Genomic DNA, 15,048 nt, shown 5'->3' with positions numbered 1-15,048 from the left:
TGACGAGTGATGGCTGCGAAGAGCCAACGGCCGACGCCTATCTTCCCGCGTCCCCCGTCCTACGTCCCCCGTTCCGCGTCGCGGGGCCGGCTGATCCTGGTCGTCGGCGGCTCGGCCTCGGGGAAGAGCGCGGCGGCCCTACGCCTGGCGGTGGAGGGGCTGCCGCGGGGAAGCGCGCGCGCGTTCGTGGCGACTGGACAGCCGCTCGACGCGGAGATGGCGGAGCGGATCCGGCGACACCGGGCGGAGCGGGACGCGGGCTGGCAAACCGAAGAGGTCCCGGTGGAGCTTGCGGCCTGGTTCCAGAAGTACGGGCGGGCCTATCGGGCCATCGTGCTCGATTGCATCACGCTCTGGCTGAGCAACCTGTGCGAGCGAGGGGCGGCCGAGCGACGGATCCCCACCCTGGTCACCGATCTCCTGCGCACAATGCGCGACACGCGCGCCCGAACCGTGCTGGTCACGAATGAGCTGGGGTGGGGCGTGGTGCCGATGTCCGCGGCCGCCCGGCGCTTTCGGGACTTGGCGGGCCGGGTGAACCAGCAGCTCGCGGCCGCTGCAGACGAAGTCTACCTCGTCGTCGCCGGGCAGGCGCTGCGCCTCAAATGAGGGCCGCGCGCATCGGTTACGAACCCTGTAGCCAAGGGGCCACCATGACGTTGGAGGAGGCGATTCGCACGATCGAGCCACTGGATGAGGAGGCCCGGCGCTGGGCGCAGGCCCGCCTGGATCGGTTGACCAAACCGCTCGGGAGCCTGGGCCGGCTGGAGGAGCTGGCGGCCTGGTACGTGGCGGTGACGCGGGATGCGCAGCCGAAGCTCCCGCGGGCGGCGGTGTACACCTTCGCAGCGGACCACGGCGTGGCGGCCGAGGGCGTTAGCGCCTATCCGAGCGCGGTCACTGCCCAGATGGTGCTGAATTTTCTCCGGGGCGGTGCGGGCGTGAACGTGCTGGCGTCCCACGTGGGTGCGGCGGTCCGCGTCGTGGACATCGGTGTCGCCGCCGAGCTTGGCCCGCTGCCGGGGCTCCTCGCCCGCAAGGTCGCTCTCGGGACGAAGAGCTTCCTGCACGAGCCCGCCATGAGCCGGGACCAGGCCGTGCAGGCCCTGGAGGTCGGGGTGGCGCTGGCCGGCGAGGCGGCCGCGGAGGGGATCGGGCTCCTGGGCACCGGCGAGATGGGCATCGGGAACACCACGCCGAGCGCGGCTATCACCGCGGTGCTGACCGGGCGCCCGGTGGCGGAGGTGACTGGCCGGGGCACCGGCGTGGACGACGCGGGCTATGCGCGGAAGGTCGCGGTAATCGAGCGGGCGCTCGCGCGGCATCAGCCCGACGCTGGCGACCCGCTCGACGTGCTCGCTAAGGTCGGGGGCTTCGAGATCGCTGGCCTTGCGGGCTTTATCCTCGGCGCGGCCTCGCGCCGCGTGCCCGTGGTGCTCGATGGGTTCATCACCGGGGCCGCGGCCCTGATCGCGGTGGGGCTCCAGCCCCGCTGCCGAGCCTATCTGGTGGCCTCGCACCGGTCGGCCGAGCGCGGGCACGAGGCGGCCCTCGACCGGCTCGGATTGAAGCCCCTGCTCGACCTGGACCTGCGGCTGGGTGAGGGGACCGGGGCCTGCCTGGGCATTGGGCTCGTTCGGGCCGCGCTCCGGATCCTGACCGAGATGGCAACCTTTGAAGAGGCCGGCGTGTCGGAACGTGACAACGGGAAGGAGTGAGGGGTGCGGGGGCAGGGGGAAGCGATGAAGAGTAGCGGGGAAACGGATTCCAACGCCGCCCCCCTTACCCCTTACCCCTTCCGCTCTTTTGTGATCGCCTGGCAGTTCCTCACGGCGATTCCCCTGAGCCACCGCCACCACGATCCGACGCCGCAGGAGCTGGCTTGCTCCATGGGCTGGTATCCGGTCGTCGGACTACTGCTGGGGGCGGGGCTCGCGGCGGGCGACTGGCTGCTCTCGGCGGTGTTGGCGCGCGGGGTCGTGGATGCGCTGTTGATCCTCCTGCTCGTGGGGCTCACCCGCGGGCTGCACCAGGACGGGCTGGCCGACGCGCTGGATGGCCTCGCGGGCGGGCGCACTCCCGAAGAGCGTCTGGCGATCATGCGGGACGGGCGCATCGGGGCGATCGGCGCCACGGGGCTCGTCCTGGCCCTGGGGCTCCGGTATGCGGGGCTCGCCGCCCTGCCGCCGCTCGACCGGCTCCCCGCGCTGGTCTGCATGCCGGCGGTGGGCCGCCTGGCGATGGTCGTCGGCGCCGCGTCGGCGTCCTATGCGCGGGCCGAAGGCGGGCTGGCGGCTCCGTTTCTCGGTCACCTGTCCTGGCGGGCAGTCCTGGCGGGAACACTCGTGCTCGGCGTGGCGCTCCTCTGGCTGGCGGGCCCGGTGGGTGCCCTGGGTGGGCTGGCGGTCGCCGCGCTGGCCGGCAAGGCCCAGGCGGTCTTCTGGACGCGCGCCTGCGGCGGAGTGACTGGGGACACGCTGGGCGCGACCAACGAGGTTGCGGAAATCCTGTTTCTCCTGGCTGCGCCGATGCTGCTTGGCTGGCGATGACCGCCCGCGAACTGGCTCTGGCTTGCCTTCTGGATCTGCTGGCCGGCGACCCGCGCTGGATGCCCCATCCAGTCCGAGCCATGGGGCGCGCCGCCGCCTGGTACGAGGGCTGGGCCAGGCCGGTGGTGCGGGGGCCGGCCGGCGAGCGCGCGGCCGGAGTGCTGTTGGCGCTAGGGCTGCCGGGCCTGGCCTATGCGGCCGGCTGGGTGGCCCTGTGGCTCGCGGGACGGGCGCACGAGGTGGCCGGATCCGTGACCGCCGTCCTCCTCGCCTGGACGACGCTGGCCGCGCGCGACCTGGCCGATCATGCCCGGGCTGCCCGGCGCGCGCTCGAAGCCGGATCGCTGGAGGAGGCGCGTCGCGCCGTCGGCTTGATCGTGGGACGCGACACGGCGGACCTTCCGGAGCCGGAGGTCGTGCGGGCGGCGGTCGAAACGGTGGCCGAGAGCGCCTCGGACGGTGTCGTCGCGCCGCTCTTCTACCTCACGGTCGGGGGGCCCCCGCTGGCCCTGGCGTACAAAGCGGTGAGCACGTTGGATTCCATAGTCGGGCATCGCGAGCCGCGCTACCGGCACTTCGGCTGGGCCTCCGCCCGCCTGGACGACCTCGCCAACTGGATCCCGGCCCGGCTGACCGCGGGGTTGCTGGTGCTGGCCGCCGGGCTCGTCTCAGGTTCCGCGCAGCCGCTGCGGCGGGCCTGGCTGGTGCTTCGGCGGGACGGGCACAAGCATCCGAGCCCCAACAGCGGGCGTCCGGAGGCGGCCATGGCGGGCGCTTTGGCCGTCCAGCTCGGCGGGATCAATACGTACGAGGGCCTGGCGGTCGAGCGGCCCCGGCTCGGGGAGCCGCTGGAGCCGCTCCGGCCGCGCCACATCGAGCAGGCCCTGCGGCTGATGTGGACGGCGGCCGGCCTCGCCCTCGCGCTCGCCCTGTGGGTATTGCCGTGGTGAGCCGCCAGGACCGCCATGGGGGCGACATCCACGCGGCTGCGCGGGAGATCGGGCGGCCGCTGCGGACCATCCTGGATTTCAGCGCCAGCATCAATCCGCTGGGACCTTCCCCGGGGGCGCGGCGCGCGCTCTCGTCCTCGCTGAAGGACATCGTCCATTATCCGGACCCGACCTGCAGCGCGTTGCGGGATGCCCTGGCCAAGCGCCACGACCTGCCGGCGGACTGGTTCGCGGTTGGGAACGGATCCAGCGAGCTGATCGCGCTCCTCCCGCTGGCCCTGCCCGTCCGCCATGCGCTCATCGTCGGGCCGACGTTCTCCGAATACGAGCGGGCGGTCACCGCCGCCGGCGGAGCGGTGACCCGCGTGAACGCCGATCGGGCCGACCTGTACCGGCCGCCGTGCGACCGGATTCTGACGGCCATTGGCCGTGCCCGAACGGCGAGGCCGCGGCTCGATGCGGTCTTTCTCTGCAACCCCAACAGCCCCACCGGCCAGGCCCTGCCGGCGGAAGCGGTCGGACGGATCGCGCGGGCTGCTGCGCGTCGCGGACTGTGGACGGTCGTGGACGAGACGTTCGTGGACTATTGCGAGGAGCGGTCGGTTCTGCCCTGCCTGCAGGCTGAGCCACGGCTGGTGCTGCTCCGGTCGTTTACAAAGTTCTTCGCGCTTCCCGGGCTTCGAATCGGCTACCTGGCCGCCCGCCCGGCGGTGGTTGAGCGGCTCCGGCGCCGGCAGCCTCCCTGGTCCGTCAACCATCCGGCGCAGGCGGCCGCCCGAGCAGCGCTCGAGGACCGCGTGCATGCCAAACGCAGCCTCGCCCTGGTGCGGAGAGAGCGGGCCTGGCTCATGCGCCGACTGTCGGCGGCGCCCGGGCTCACCGTCTTTCCCGCCGCGGCCAACTTCCTGCTGCTCGAGTTGCCGTCCGGCCTGAAGGCGGCGCGGGTCGCTTCCCTGCTCCGCCGTGACGGGCTGCTGATCCGGGACTGTTCCGCGATCCCCGGTCTCAACGAGCGCACCGTTCGCATCGCCATCCGGAGCCGGGCCGAAAACCGGCGGTTGCTCGCCGGGCTCCTGCCGCTGTTGAGCCTGACCCGCGGGCGTCAGCCCTGACTGAGGCTGGACTCCGCCGCGCGATGGCGCGATCCTCCTCAACCCCTTGTTCTCAAACAGTGTTTTGCTTGACACCTCGGAGGGGCGGGCATAGGCTTATGCCTCGGGTGAGCTGATCTCGGATCGGGCTGCCCTCACGTTGGCGTGACCGTGAGCGAGAGAAAGAATACCCAGAGAGACGACTGCCCCCCTATCTCGGTGCAGGGAGTCTGGTTCACGCTGAGGATGGACGCATGTGACGAGGGAGGCCACCATGAACATCCGCATGGCAACCTGGCAGGGTGTTGGAGCCTGTCTCACCGTCATGCTGGCCGCGGGACCGGCGCCGGCGGCAACCGACGTGGAGACGGGCGAGCTGCTGATCAAGCTGATCCAGGCTGGCCGCAGCGTCGTGTCCGCCCACCAGGACCTGATCAACGATCCCACCAGAGGCGAGAAGGGGTTCACCTCCGACTTTCTGGCAGACCAGATTATCAAGAAATACCGGGAAACCACCGGGATTGACCTGTCGCGGCCGTCAGGGGTGCCGCAGGCCAGACTGCTGCTCACCCTTCTGGAAGCGGGCAAGGAGGTCGTCGCCGAGTACCAGCCCGTGATCAACAAACGCGGCGTGGGGTTCAAAGGATTCATCCCCGCGGTCTGGGGGCGGAAGACCGGCGAAAAGTTCGCCCAGCGGACCGGCATCCGCGTGAAGCTGACCGCGCTCGACTACCGCTATCCCGGGAACAAGCCCGACCCCTTCGAGGCGGAGGTGCTGCAGATGTTTGCCGATCCCCGCTATCCGAAGGGTCAGGGATACAGCAAGACCGTGGTCATGGACGGGAAGCCGGTCCTGCGCATGATGGCTCCCGAGTACGCCGGCGCCCGCTGCCTCGTCTGCCACGGCGAACCCAAGGGGGAGCGCGACATCACCGGGATGAAGAAGGAAGGGTACAAGGAAGGGGACCTGGCCGGGGCGATCAGCCTCGTGCTGCCGGTCCGGTAGCGCAGTGGAACTGCGGGTTGAGGCGAGGGAGGTTCAACGGCAATGAGCAAGATCGTCGTGGTCGAGGACTCGAACGCGGACGCGCAGTTGATCACGTCCTACTTGAAGGCGGCCAACTACACGGTCGTCACCTACAACAGCGCCGAGAAGCTGGAGGAGAAGCTGGTCGTGGACCAGCCGGATCTCATCCTGCTGGATGTGGTCATGCCCGGGCGGAACGGGTACCAGGTGTGCCGGGATCTGAAGAACGACGACCGGTTCAAGCGGATCCCACTCGTCCTGTGCACGTCGAAGGGCCAGGACAGCGACAAGTTCTGGGGACAGCAGCAGGGGGCGAACGGGTACGTCGTCAAGCCCTTTAGGGCGGAGGACCTCCTGGCGGCGATCAAGAAGGCGCTCGCCTGACCCGGTCCTGCCGGCTCGGCCGTCTGTGAGGAGCCCGTGGACCAGTCCCTGGCGTCGGCCCAACCGTCTGGGGTGCAGCGGGAATCGGCGCTCCAGGTCTGCCTGATCAGCGTGGCGGGGGAATTGCTCGCCGTGGACCTTCGGCACGTTCAGGAAGTGTTCGTCGTCGAGACGATCACTCCGGTGCCCGGGATGCCGCCGGCACTGGTCGGGGTCACGAACCTCCGGGGCGTCGTCATGCCGCTCGTGGACCTCAGGCTGGTGGTCGGGCTGCCGGTCACAGGGCCGCCGCCGTGCGTCGCGGTCGTCATCCGGCACGGGGCGCAGGTCGCGGGCGTGCTGGTGGACACGGTGCCGGAGCTCCGGACCGCGCGGAAGGAGGACCTCTTGCCGGTGCCGTCGCGGGAGGGGAGGGGCCCGCAGGCGTTCCTCTCCGCGCTCCTGAAGATGGACGGCCAGATGGGCGGAGTGGTCGAGGTGCCCACCTTGCTGGCCAGTGTGGACAAACGGGACGTGGACTGAGCGAGTGGGACGATCCGCCTCGCGTGGAATGGAGGGAAGCCATGGGGCTGCGCGGATTCCGCCAGAGGTTTCGTGATCTGAAGACGCAGACGAAGCTGATGCTGGGCTTCGCAGCCGTCGGCGCCATCATCGTGGCGGTGGGGTACGTCGGCGTGCTCGGGCTCCGCGACCTCGGCAAGCAGTTGCAGAGCGTGTATGCGAACTCGACCGTGGCCCTGGCCAACCTCGGGACGGTCAGCAGCAACCTCGGCCTCTACCACGACGCCGTCCTGCGGGCGGGCCGCATGACCCGCAAGGCGGACTTCGACGAAGCGATCCAGGGCCTGCCGGATCTGAAGAGCAAGACGCTCGCACCGCTGGCGCTCTACGCCGCGGGCGAGATGCACGTCTCGAGGAGCGGCGGGGACGAGGCCAAGGAGTACCAGGCGCTCGCCGCGAGCCTAGACGCCTACTTCGCGGCGACGGAGGGCGCGATCAGCGCCCTGACCGACAGCTTTTCGCCCAGCCTGAGCGCGGAGCAACAGACGCTGATGCGCGACCTGGGGACGCTGGCGATCTCCGTGGAGGTCGCCGGCAAGTACAGCGAGGCGACCCAGCGGGTGCGCGCGCTGTTGAACACCGTCCGGGAGGTCGCCAGGGACCTCAATGAGGCGGGGCAGGTCGTGGCGGCGGACCGCACGCGCCTCATGGTGGTCGGCGCGCTGGTCGCGATCGTCCTCGGGTTGGGGATCGGCTACGCGCTGGCCCGGCTGTTCGCGACGGGCGTGACGCACATCGCGGAGGTCGCCGCCCAGGCTGCGGCCGGCCGGCTGCAGGCCCGGGCCCGCCTGGAGGGCAAGGACGAGCTGGGCCAGATGGCCGCGGCGTTCAACACCATGCTGGATCGGATCACGAAGCTGGTCCAGACCGAGGATGAGCGGAACCAGTTGCAGCGGCGCCTGATGGAGTTCCTGGTTCTGGTGTCCGAGGTGAGCAAGGGCGACCTGACCAAGCGCGGCGAGGTCACAGCCGACATGTTCGGCAACCTGGCGGATGCGTTCAACCTCATGTTGGAGCGGGTGGGCCAGCTCATGCGGCAGGTCCGGGATTCGGCTGAGCGTGTCAACGAGTCGGCCGGCACGCTGCGGGAGGCCGCAAGCCAGATGGCCGGCACGGCGCAGCGCCAGACCGAGGAATCCAATCGGACCCTGGAGGCGGTGGAAGGCCTCACCCGCGCGATGCGGCAGGTGGCCGAGACCGCCGGGGCGTCCTCCGAGAGCGCGCGGCAGACCCTGACGGCGACCGAACGGGGCCGCACCGCGGTGCAGGAGACCGTGCAGGACATGCAGAGCATCCGCGTCGCGGTGCAGCGGATGGCCAAGCAGGTGAAGGGGCTCGGCGACCGGTCGCTGGAGATCTCCCAGATCGTCTCCACCATCCGCGAGATCGCCGCGCAGACGAACCTGCTTGCGCTGAACGCGGCGATCGAGGCGGCCGGCGCCGGGGAAGCCGGGGCGCGGTTCGCGGTCGTCGCAGATCAGGTGCGGAAGCTCGCGGAGAGCTCGACCCAGGCGACCAAGGAGATTGCCGACCTGGTCAAGATGATCCAGACCGAGACCCAGGAGGCGGTCATCGCGATGGAGCACGAGACGCAGGCGGTGGAGGCCGGCTCGGCCTCCGCGCTGAAGACCGGCGACGTGTTCCAAGAGATCTCCCGCATCGCCCAGCGGTCGGCGGAGCTGGCTCAGGTGATCGCCCAGTCGTCGCTGCAACAGACCGAGGCGACCGAGGAGGTTGGCCGGTCCATCAAGGAGATCACCCGGGGCGCCGCCTCGACCCAGAAGGCCGCGGAGGAGACCCGACTGACCGTGGAAGAGATGGCTAAGCTGGCCGAGGGCCTGCGCGCTTCGGTCGCCCAGTTTAAGGTCGCCTGACCTCAGCTCAGGAACTATGGGCACGGATTCCCATCGGGACTCCCTGATCGGTGTGTTCCTGGCAGAGGCGGCGGAGGGGATCGGCCGGATCACCGCGGCCCTGCACCCCGAGGGCGGCGCGCTGCCGCCGCCCGGCAGCCTCCGCGACGCCTACCTGCACGCCCATACGCTGTCGGGTTCCGCTGCCCTTTACGGGTTTTCCGTCACGGCGGGCCTGGCCGAGGAATTGGAGCACCTGCTCGACGCGCTCCCCGATCCGTCGGGCCCGGACTGGCCAACGCGCGTCGCCCGCATGCGTAAGCTGGCGGAGGCCATCCGGGCACGGCTGGACTGTGTCGCGCGGACCGGCGGCGAAGACGCGGACGAGCCCCCTCGGGCGACGGGCTCCGAGCCGGCGCGTGGGCCCGCCGTGGAGCCGGCAGCCGCGGCAGAGGCCTTCCCCGACTCGTATCTCCTCCCCCATCTGGACCCCGAGGTCTTCTCCTATTTCGCGCCCGAGGCCCAGGAGTATCTGGACGGGATCGAGACGGCCCTGCTCAAGCTGGACACTCACGGTGAGGACCCCGACACAATCCAGCAGCTCTTCCGCACGGCGCACACGTTGAAAGGTTCGGCCTACACGGTGGGGTTCACCGCGATCGGTGATCTGATCCACCATGTCGAGGACTTGATGGGCGCCATTCGCGAGGGGCGGATGGGCATGACTCCGGCGCTGGCGGACCTGATCTTCCGCGTGGTGGACGTGATTCGGCTGCTCATGCGGCGCGACGAGCGGAAGCTGAGCGAGACGCGGCGGGATTTCGCCGCCATCCTGGCGCGGTTGAAGGGAATCGAGCCGGGCGCGGAGCCCGCGCCGGCGCAGGCCGTCCACGGTGGGCCGGCGCCCGCTCCGCTCCCTGCCGTCGCGGCGGAGCCCGTCGGGCGGGATGCGGCGGCCCGGCCAGAGGAGCCAGCCAGCCGACTGGCGCCGTCGGGCGACCGCGTCGAGGGCGCGGTCATCCGCGTCAGCCGCGAGCGGCTCGAGCGGCTGCTCAACCTCGTCGGCGAGCTGGTCATCAGCCGGGGCCGGCTGGAGCAGCGGATCCGTGGGCTGGAGCAGCTCTCCCAGCAGGTGCTGGCGTGCAAGCGGCGGATGCTCGACTGCGTGCGGACGTTCGAGGAGAAACACGCCTTCACGCTGCCCCAGGCCGCGGCAGAAGGCGCCGCGCTGCCGAGCCTGCCGATCACGGCAGCCTTCGGCAGCCTGGAATTCGACCAATACGACGACGTGAACATCCTGGCCCGCCGCATCGCCGAGGTCTCGGCCGACGTCGCCGAGTCCATGGCCCAGCTCAATGTCTCCATCCGCAAGGCGCGGGAGGACATGGGCCAGCTCCACCACCTCAGCCTCGGTATGCGGGACGAGATCGCGCGCGCCCGGATGGTCCCCATCGGCACGCCGTTTACGCGGTTCCGCCGGGCGGTCCGGGAGATGGCGCGGGCGACGGGCAAGGAGGTGACCCTCGTGACCTCAGGCGAACGGACCGAGGTGGATACAGGTGTGGTGGAGCGGTTGGTGGATCCGCTCGTGCACCTGGTCCGGAACGCGGTCGCGCACGGCATCGAGTCGCCCGCGGTCCGGCTCGCGAAGGGGAAGCCGGCGATGGGGACCGTCTACCTGCACGCGGCGCACCGGGGCAACACGGTGGTCATCGAGGTGGAGGATGACGGGGCCGGGCTGGATCTGCAGAAAATCACGGCCAGGGCCGTCGCGCTGGGGGTGCTCCGGCCGGAGCTGGCCGGGAGCCTCCCTGAGGCCGAGGCGATCAAGCTGATCTTCCTGCCCGGCTTCTCGACTGCGGAGTCGGTCGGAGACCAGGCGGGCCGGGGCGTAGGGCTCGACGTGGTCAAGCGGGCGATCGAGGCGATGAGCGGCCACATCTCCATCGAGACCGAGCCGGGGGTCGGGACAAAATTTACGTTGACGCTGCCGCTGACCCTGCTCATCACCGCGGCCTTGCTCGTGCGGGTCGGGGAGCAACGGTATGCGGTGCCGCTCTCCAGCATCCGCGAGGTCGTCCAGCCGCAGGCTGGGGTCCTGCAGGACGTCGCCGGCCGGATGGTGCTCCAGGTTGGGGAGCAGACGGTCGAGGTCAAGACGCTGGCCGCTCTGTTGGGGCAGGCGCCGGCGGCCTCCTCCGTGGCGTCGCCGGTCGTGATCGTGCGGACAGCCACGGGGCTGGCGGGGTTGGCGGTGGACGACCTCCTGGGACAGCAGGAGATCGTGATCAAGCCGCTGGGGTCGCTCCGCCTCTTGCGAGAGTCGCCCTTTGCCGGGGCGACGCTCGATCCCGAGGGCGGCGTGGTGCTCGTCCTCGATCCGGCCCGGCTCCTGGCGGCCGGCCGGTCGGTCGAAGCCTTGGCCGGCACACCGCCTGCGGCGTTGGTCGGGCCCGAGGCGGGCGACGGGTTCCCCGAGGCGGTCGGGGAGGCGCCGGGCACGGTGCCGCGCCTGCTCTTGATTGACGATTCGCTGAGCGTCCGCAAGTTCGTCGGGCGCATGCTGGAGGGCGCCGGCTATTGGGTGGACACGGCTGTCGACGGGGAGGATGGTTTGCGCAAGGCCTCCGAGGGACTCTATCGCCTGATCATCACGGATCTGGAGATGCCTAAGCTCAACGGGTACGAGGTCATTCAGGCGCTCCGCGAGCGGCCGCGGACGAAAGCGACGCCGATTCTCGTGATGACCACACGCGCGGCGGAGAAGCACCGACAGATGGCCCTCAGCATGGGCGCCTCCGGGTATGTCACCAAACCCGTGGAGGAACGCGCGTTGATCCAGGAGGTCGAGCAGCGCATCGGAGGGGCGGCGGGAGTCCGGGCGTGAACGCACGAGCTGTCACGGGGGAGCGCGCAAGGCTGCGCGTCCGTCTATGAGCCTCCGGGGTCGGTCAGAGGCTGGGCCTGCGCCGTCGGGGCCGCGGCAGTTCCTCGTCGTGGCCTGCGGGCGGAGCCAGTTTGCCTTCCCCGCTGAGGCCGTGCGCGGTCTCCGCCTGCCGGAGGAGGCTGCACCCGGCCCGCCGGACCATGGGCTCGTCGCTGATTTGGGGACCAGGCTTGGGCTGCATCGCGACGTCCCGGCACGCTCCGGCAGCGTGATCCTGGTGGGGACCGGCACTCACGCCGAGCGGTTCGACGTGGACGAGGTGCTGGGGCTGACGGAGGTCGAACCCCAGGCGATCCGTCCCTTGCCCGCCCACTTTTCGGGTTCCGAGCGAGAACGGTTTGCCGGCCTGTTCCTGTTCGGCGACGGGCTTGCCCTCGTGATCAACCCCTGGGGTCTGGAGCAGCACGAGGGTGGGGTGGCTCGCTCCGGCACCTGGATCGAGGCCGCGCCGGTTGGCGAAGGGGAGGGGCAGCCAGTGGAAGCCGAGGCTGCCCAGCCCGTTCTGGAGCTGGCTGCGACCGCGACGGGAGCGAGCGAGCCGGCGGCCGGCGGCGCGACGTCCCGTCCACTGGACCGACCTGCGGACCAACCTGCAGACCGGCTTGGCTGGCGGTCCGAGGCGGCCGGCGTGGAGGCGTTGGACGGAATCGTGCTCGAGGAAGCAACCGATGGGGAAGACGCTCCGTGGGCTGAAATCTGAGACCCCGGCGGCGCCGAAGACCTGCGCCGTCGTCCTGTTCTCGGTTGGAGGGCGCCGGCTGGCGACCAGGGTGGAGGAGGTCGGCGGCGTGAGGCCGTGGGCCGAGGCCATGCCGGTCCCCAGCGACACCCCCTACGTCAACGCCTTGCTGCGGTACGGCGAGGAGGTTCTGCCGGTGTACGACTTGGCGGCGCGGCTCGGCGTGCAGGTGGAAGGGGAGGCGTCGCTCTGTCTGGTCGCGCGCCACCGCCGGGGGCCGTTGGCCCTGCGGATTGATCCGGACCTGCCGACGATCCACGCCGTCGAGTTGGCCGCCGTCCGGCCGGCGGCCTCGCCGGACCCCGATTGTCTGGGTGTCTGCCCGATCGGAGGACAGGACGTGCTGCTCTATTCTCTCGCGGCGTTGGGCGAGGCCGGCTGAGGCTCGGACCGGGGACTGTATGCCGAAGATCCTGTTCGCCGACGACAGCATCACGGTCCGGAAGGTGGCCGAGCGCCAGCTTGCCGAGGCGGGGCTCGACGTGGTGTTCGTGGCCAGCGGGGAGGAAGCGCTGGCGTGGCTGGCCAAGGACCGGGCGGATCTCGTCATCTCGGACGTCATCATGCCCGATCGCAGCGGGTACGACGTCTGCGCTTACGTTCGCAGCGATCCGCGGTTGGCCGACACGCGGGTCCTCCTGATCACCGGCATCGTCAACGAGGAGGTGACTCGCCAGGCGGTCTCCTGCCGCGCCGACGGGGTGGTCAAGAAGCCGTTCCAGGGCACGAGCCTGCGTGATCAGGTGCTCGCCCTGCTCGCCAAACCGCAAGAGTCGCCGCCAGCCCCGGTCGTTCAACCGGGCGGGGCCGTGGTGGCTAGGGAGCCGGCCCCGCCGCCCGTCGCCCCCAAGGTGTACCGGATCACGGAGGGGCAGCTCCAGGCCTTTCGCCAGGCGTCGGCGAGGATCCGGGAGTTGGAAGCCGCCCTGGCGGACGAGCAGGCGCGGTCCACGGATCTCAGGCGACGTCTGGAAACGGTGGAGGAGATGCAGACGGCGTTAGCCGAGGCGCAGGCTAAGATTGTCGAGCTGCACAGCCGGATCGGCGAGCTGCGAGCGGTCGAGCATCGTGCGGGGCAGCTTGAGACGGCCTTGGCGGAAGCACAGGCCCGCACAGAGCACCTGACGGGCCAAGTCGCCGCCCTCGAGGCGGCGCTGGCGGAGGAACGGGCCAGGCCGATCAGGGAGGATGAGCCGGCCGAGCGCACGTGGGAGCTGGAGGAGCTGACCGCGCTTCGGGAGCGGCTTGCGGACACGGAGCGCGTCTTGGACCGGCTCCGCAGCCGGGAACGGGAGCTCGCGGGACGGCTGGCGGAAATCGCGCGGCTCGCCTCGCTCTGGCCCGAAGGCGACCGGCCGCTCCTCATGGAGGGGCCTGCCCGGGACGACGACCCAGGAGTAGCATAGAGACGGACTGGGGCACCACGCCATGGCTGCTTCACCGGATGACGCCTTTCTCGACGAAGTGCTGGAGCTCTTCGCCCTCGAGGCCCGGGAGTGGCTGGACCAGCTTGAGGCCGCCCTGCATGAGCTGGAAGGCTGCAGCGAGCCCGGCAGACTGGCCGGGGTGTTCGCGACCATCCAGCGGGCCTTGATGAATCTCGGCGGCTCGGCGGCGACGGTCGAGCAGCCGACGATCGAGCAGGCGGCGTTCGCCCTGCTCCCGCTCGTGGAAGCGTTGCAGGTGGAGTTGGAGCCCGCCTCGTCGCCGGCTTTCGACACGCTGAAGAGGGGGGTGAGTGCGCTCCAGTCTGCCATGGCGCGGCTGGTGGAGTCCGGGACGGTTCCGAGGACTGGTGCGGCATCAGGGGCTCCGACCGTCGTAGCAGACCGTGACCGGTCCGCGCCGCATGAGGAAGCGGCGGCCGCGGAGCCCGAGCCGGTCGTGATGCGCCGCCTCGACGAGTGGGAGCAGCGCAATCGGCACCTGTTGACCGAGGTCCAGGCCCGCCTGCCGGCACTCCGGCAGGCGCTCGCGGCCTTCCAGGGGGCCATCGGCGAAGGCGCCGGGGCCGCCGCCTGTGCCGAGACGGTGCTTCAGGAGATCGAGCTGATAGAGTCGGCGGCAGGCGAGGTCGGGGCGACGGCCATTCAAACCTTCCTCCACGGGCTCCGGTCCTTCGTCCGGATTGCAGCAGCCGGGCGGATTACCGTCCCCCCACAAAGGGTCGCGGCGGTCCAGACCCGGTTGGACGCGCTGCTGTCCATGGCGGAAGCCCATGTGCATACCACGGCCGAGTGAGGTCGGCTCCTCGCCTCAGCCGTCAGCACGGAGCTTGCAGCTTCTATATCATCTTGGGGGCTCGACTCCGCCCCACCCAAGATTGCCGAACAGACTGATTTCCCGGGAGATTCATAGCCTAAATTTTGTGCAGTTTGCTACTTGCGGCCCAGGCTCCGCCGCGACGCATCGGATTCACAAGCTTATCCACAATCCATCCCCAAATTTTGTGGACAGAGGTGATCTCTCTTGCGAGACTGCGAGTGGCCGTCACGGCTTCTGGCGCGGAGGACGCGGGACAAGGCGCGTGATCTGCCTTGCGTCAGGCCAGCCCGACGGATTGAGAAGCCGAAATCCTGCTCCAGACTTGGGGGTGGCGGGATCCGCCTTGCGCGGGCAGCACGGGGACGCACCTCGGCCGGTCTGATCCGCCGAACTGCCGATCTGGGCTGAAGAAAGGCCGGTGGCCCTGTCGGCCAACGGTCGGCTGTCCACAATTCACATGCTCGCAGCAGGTTGCTATAATCCGCCCATGACCATCCGATGTCCACTCTGTCACCGCGAGTCCGTCTGGGAGGGGAACCCGTGGCGGCCGTTCTGCTCGGAGCGGTGCAAGCTGCTGGACCTCGGCGCCTGGGCCGCCGGGCGCTACCGGATTCCGACGAAGGAGAAGCCTGCCGACTCCGCCCCGTCGTCCGACCAGAGTGCCGGGTCCTGAGGGCCGACG

Annotated in this window: 15 protein-coding genes; all 15 read left to right on the top strand. The window is 70.2% G+C overall.

The window, feature by feature from the left end:
* Window positions 1-9 precede the first annotated feature (9 nt).
* The 15 genes from cobU to ACWHYQ_RS01555 all read left to right on the top strand — a co-directional run bounded on the left by cobU (window position 10) and on the right by ACWHYQ_RS01555 (window position 15,039).
* Window positions 10-609, top strand: coding sequence for a bifunctional adenosylcobinamide kinase/adenosylcobinamide-phosphate guanylyltransferase (gene cobU / locus ACWHYQ_RS01625; protein ID WP_447974024.1), 600 nt, complete (start codon window positions 10-12; stop codon window positions 607-609).
* Window positions 610-653: 44 nt separating this feature from the next.
* Entirely contained in the window at window positions 654-1,718 is a 1,065-nt protein-coding gene (cobT, locus tag ACWHYQ_RS01620) for a nicotinate-nucleotide--dimethylbenzimidazole phosphoribosyltransferase (RefSeq protein ID WP_447974023.1), read from the top strand.
* 24 nt (window positions 1,719-1,742) lie between these two features.
* Entirely contained in the window at window positions 1,743-2,549 is an 807-nt protein-coding gene (locus ACWHYQ_RS01615) for an adenosylcobinamide-GDP ribazoletransferase (protein WP_447974022.1), read from the top strand.
* Window positions 2,540-3,499: an adenosylcobinamide-phosphate synthase CbiB gene (gene cbiB, locus ACWHYQ_RS01610; protein ID WP_447975504.1), complete on the top strand. Its 960-nt coding sequence runs from the start codon at window positions 2,540-2,542 to the stop codon at window positions 3,497-3,499. Before ACWHYQ_RS01615 ends, cbiB begins: the two co-directional genes overlap by 10 nt.
* On the top strand, window positions 3,493-4,611 hold the full coding sequence (gene cobD, locus ACWHYQ_RS01605) for a threonine-phosphate decarboxylase CobD (RefSeq protein WP_447974021.1): 1,119 nt from the start codon (window positions 3,493-3,495) through the stop codon (window positions 4,609-4,611). The genes cbiB and cobD overlap by 7 nt, the downstream gene beginning before the upstream one ends.
* Before the next feature lie 253 nt (window positions 4,612-4,864).
* Complete coding sequence (locus tag ACWHYQ_RS01600) at window positions 4,865-5,596, top strand: Tll0287-like domain-containing protein (protein WP_447974020.1); 732 nt, start codon at window positions 4,865-4,867, stop codon at window positions 5,594-5,596.
* A 42-nt stretch (window positions 5,597-5,638) separates the two neighbouring features.
* A complete protein-coding gene (locus ACWHYQ_RS01595; RefSeq protein WP_447974019.1) occupies window positions 5,639-6,001 on the top strand; it encodes a response regulator transcription factor in 363 nt (120 codons plus the stop codon).
* 36 nt (window positions 6,002-6,037) lie between these two features.
* Window positions 6,038-6,523 carry a chemotaxis protein CheW gene (locus ACWHYQ_RS01590; protein ID WP_447974018.1) on the top strand — a complete coding sequence of 162 codons (486 nt, stop codon included), beginning with the start codon at window positions 6,038-6,040 and terminating at the stop codon, window positions 6,521-6,523.
* Between the two features lie 41 nt (window positions 6,524-6,564).
* Complete coding sequence (locus ACWHYQ_RS01585; RefSeq protein WP_447974017.1) at window positions 6,565-8,436, top strand: HAMP domain-containing methyl-accepting chemotaxis protein; 1,872 nt, start codon at window positions 6,565-6,567, stop codon at window positions 8,434-8,436.
* Between the two features lie 16 nt (window positions 8,437-8,452).
* A complete protein-coding gene (locus ACWHYQ_RS01580) occupies window positions 8,453-11,302 on the top strand; it encodes a hybrid sensor histidine kinase/response regulator (protein WP_447974016.1) in 2,850 nt (949 codons plus the stop codon).
* 46 nt (window positions 11,303-11,348) lie between these two features.
* A complete protein-coding gene (locus ACWHYQ_RS01575; protein WP_447974015.1) occupies window positions 11,349-12,062 on the top strand; it encodes a chemotaxis protein CheW in 714 nt (237 codons plus the stop codon).
* The gene (locus ACWHYQ_RS01570) at window positions 12,031-12,483 is read left to right on the top strand and encodes a chemotaxis protein CheW (protein ID WP_447974014.1); all 453 of its coding nucleotides are present in this window, start codon (window positions 12,031-12,033) and stop codon (window positions 12,481-12,483) included. Before ACWHYQ_RS01575 ends, ACWHYQ_RS01570 begins: the two co-directional genes overlap by 32 nt.
* A gap of 19 nt (window positions 12,484-12,502) precedes the next feature.
* Window positions 12,503-13,507, top strand: coding sequence for a response regulator (locus tag ACWHYQ_RS01565; RefSeq protein ID WP_447974013.1), 1,005 nt, complete (start codon window positions 12,503-12,505; stop codon window positions 13,505-13,507).
* Between the two features lie 22 nt (window positions 13,508-13,529).
* A complete protein-coding gene (locus tag ACWHYQ_RS01560) occupies window positions 13,530-14,342 on the top strand; it encodes a hypothetical protein (RefSeq protein ID WP_447974012.1) in 813 nt (270 codons plus the stop codon).
* A 481-nt stretch (window positions 14,343-14,823) separates the two neighbouring features.
* Entirely contained in the window at window positions 14,824-15,039 is a 216-nt protein-coding gene (locus ACWHYQ_RS01555) for a DNA gyrase inhibitor YacG (RefSeq protein ID WP_447975503.1), read from the top strand.
* Window positions 15,040-15,048 lie beyond the last annotated feature (9 nt).

This window comes from Nitrospira sp. Kam-Ns4a (assembly GCF_965152595.1).
The sequence above is the reverse complement of the archived record's forward strand: the minus strand, read 5'-3'. Positions and strand labels throughout refer to the sequence as shown.

Excerpts from the sequence above, each read along its gene's own strand:
- cobU (WP_447974024.1), top strand. The coding sequence starts at position 10 with ATGGCTGCGAAGAGCCAACGGCCGACGCCTATCTTCCCGCGTCCCCCG.
- cobT (WP_447974023.1), top strand. The coding sequence starts at position 654 with ATGACGTTGGAGGAGGCGATTCGCACGATCGAGCCACTGGATGAGGAG.
- ACWHYQ_RS01615 (WP_447974022.1), top strand. The coding sequence starts at position 1,743 with ATGAAGAGTAGCGGGGAAACGGATTCCAACGCCGCCCCCCTTACCCCT.
- ACWHYQ_RS01600 (WP_447974020.1), top strand. The coding sequence starts at position 4,865 with ATGAACATCCGCATGGCAACCTGGCAGGGTGTTGGAGCCTGTCTCACC.
- ACWHYQ_RS01595 (WP_447974019.1), top strand. The coding sequence starts at position 5,639 with ATGAGCAAGATCGTCGTGGTCGAGGACTCGAACGCGGACGCGCAGTTG.
- ACWHYQ_RS01585 (WP_447974017.1), top strand. The coding sequence starts at position 6,565 with ATGGGGCTGCGCGGATTCCGCCAGAGGTTTCGTGATCTGAAGACGCAG.
- ACWHYQ_RS01580 (WP_447974016.1), top strand. The coding sequence starts at position 8,453 with ATGGGCACGGATTCCCATCGGGACTCCCTGATCGGTGTGTTCCTGGCA.
- ACWHYQ_RS01575 (WP_447974015.1), top strand. The coding sequence starts at position 11,349 with ATGAGCCTCCGGGGTCGGTCAGAGGCTGGGCCTGCGCCGTCGGGGCCG.
- ACWHYQ_RS01570 (WP_447974014.1), top strand. The coding sequence starts at position 12,031 with ATGGGGAAGACGCTCCGTGGGCTGAAATCTGAGACCCCGGCGGCGCCG.
- ACWHYQ_RS01565 (WP_447974013.1), top strand. The coding sequence starts at position 12,503 with ATGCCGAAGATCCTGTTCGCCGACGACAGCATCACGGTCCGGAAGGTG.
- ACWHYQ_RS01560 (WP_447974012.1), top strand. The coding sequence starts at position 13,530 with ATGGCTGCTTCACCGGATGACGCCTTTCTCGACGAAGTGCTGGAGCTC.
- ACWHYQ_RS01555 (WP_447975503.1), top strand. The coding sequence starts at position 14,824 with ATGCTCGCAGCAGGTTGCTATAATCCGCCCATGACCATCCGATGTCCA.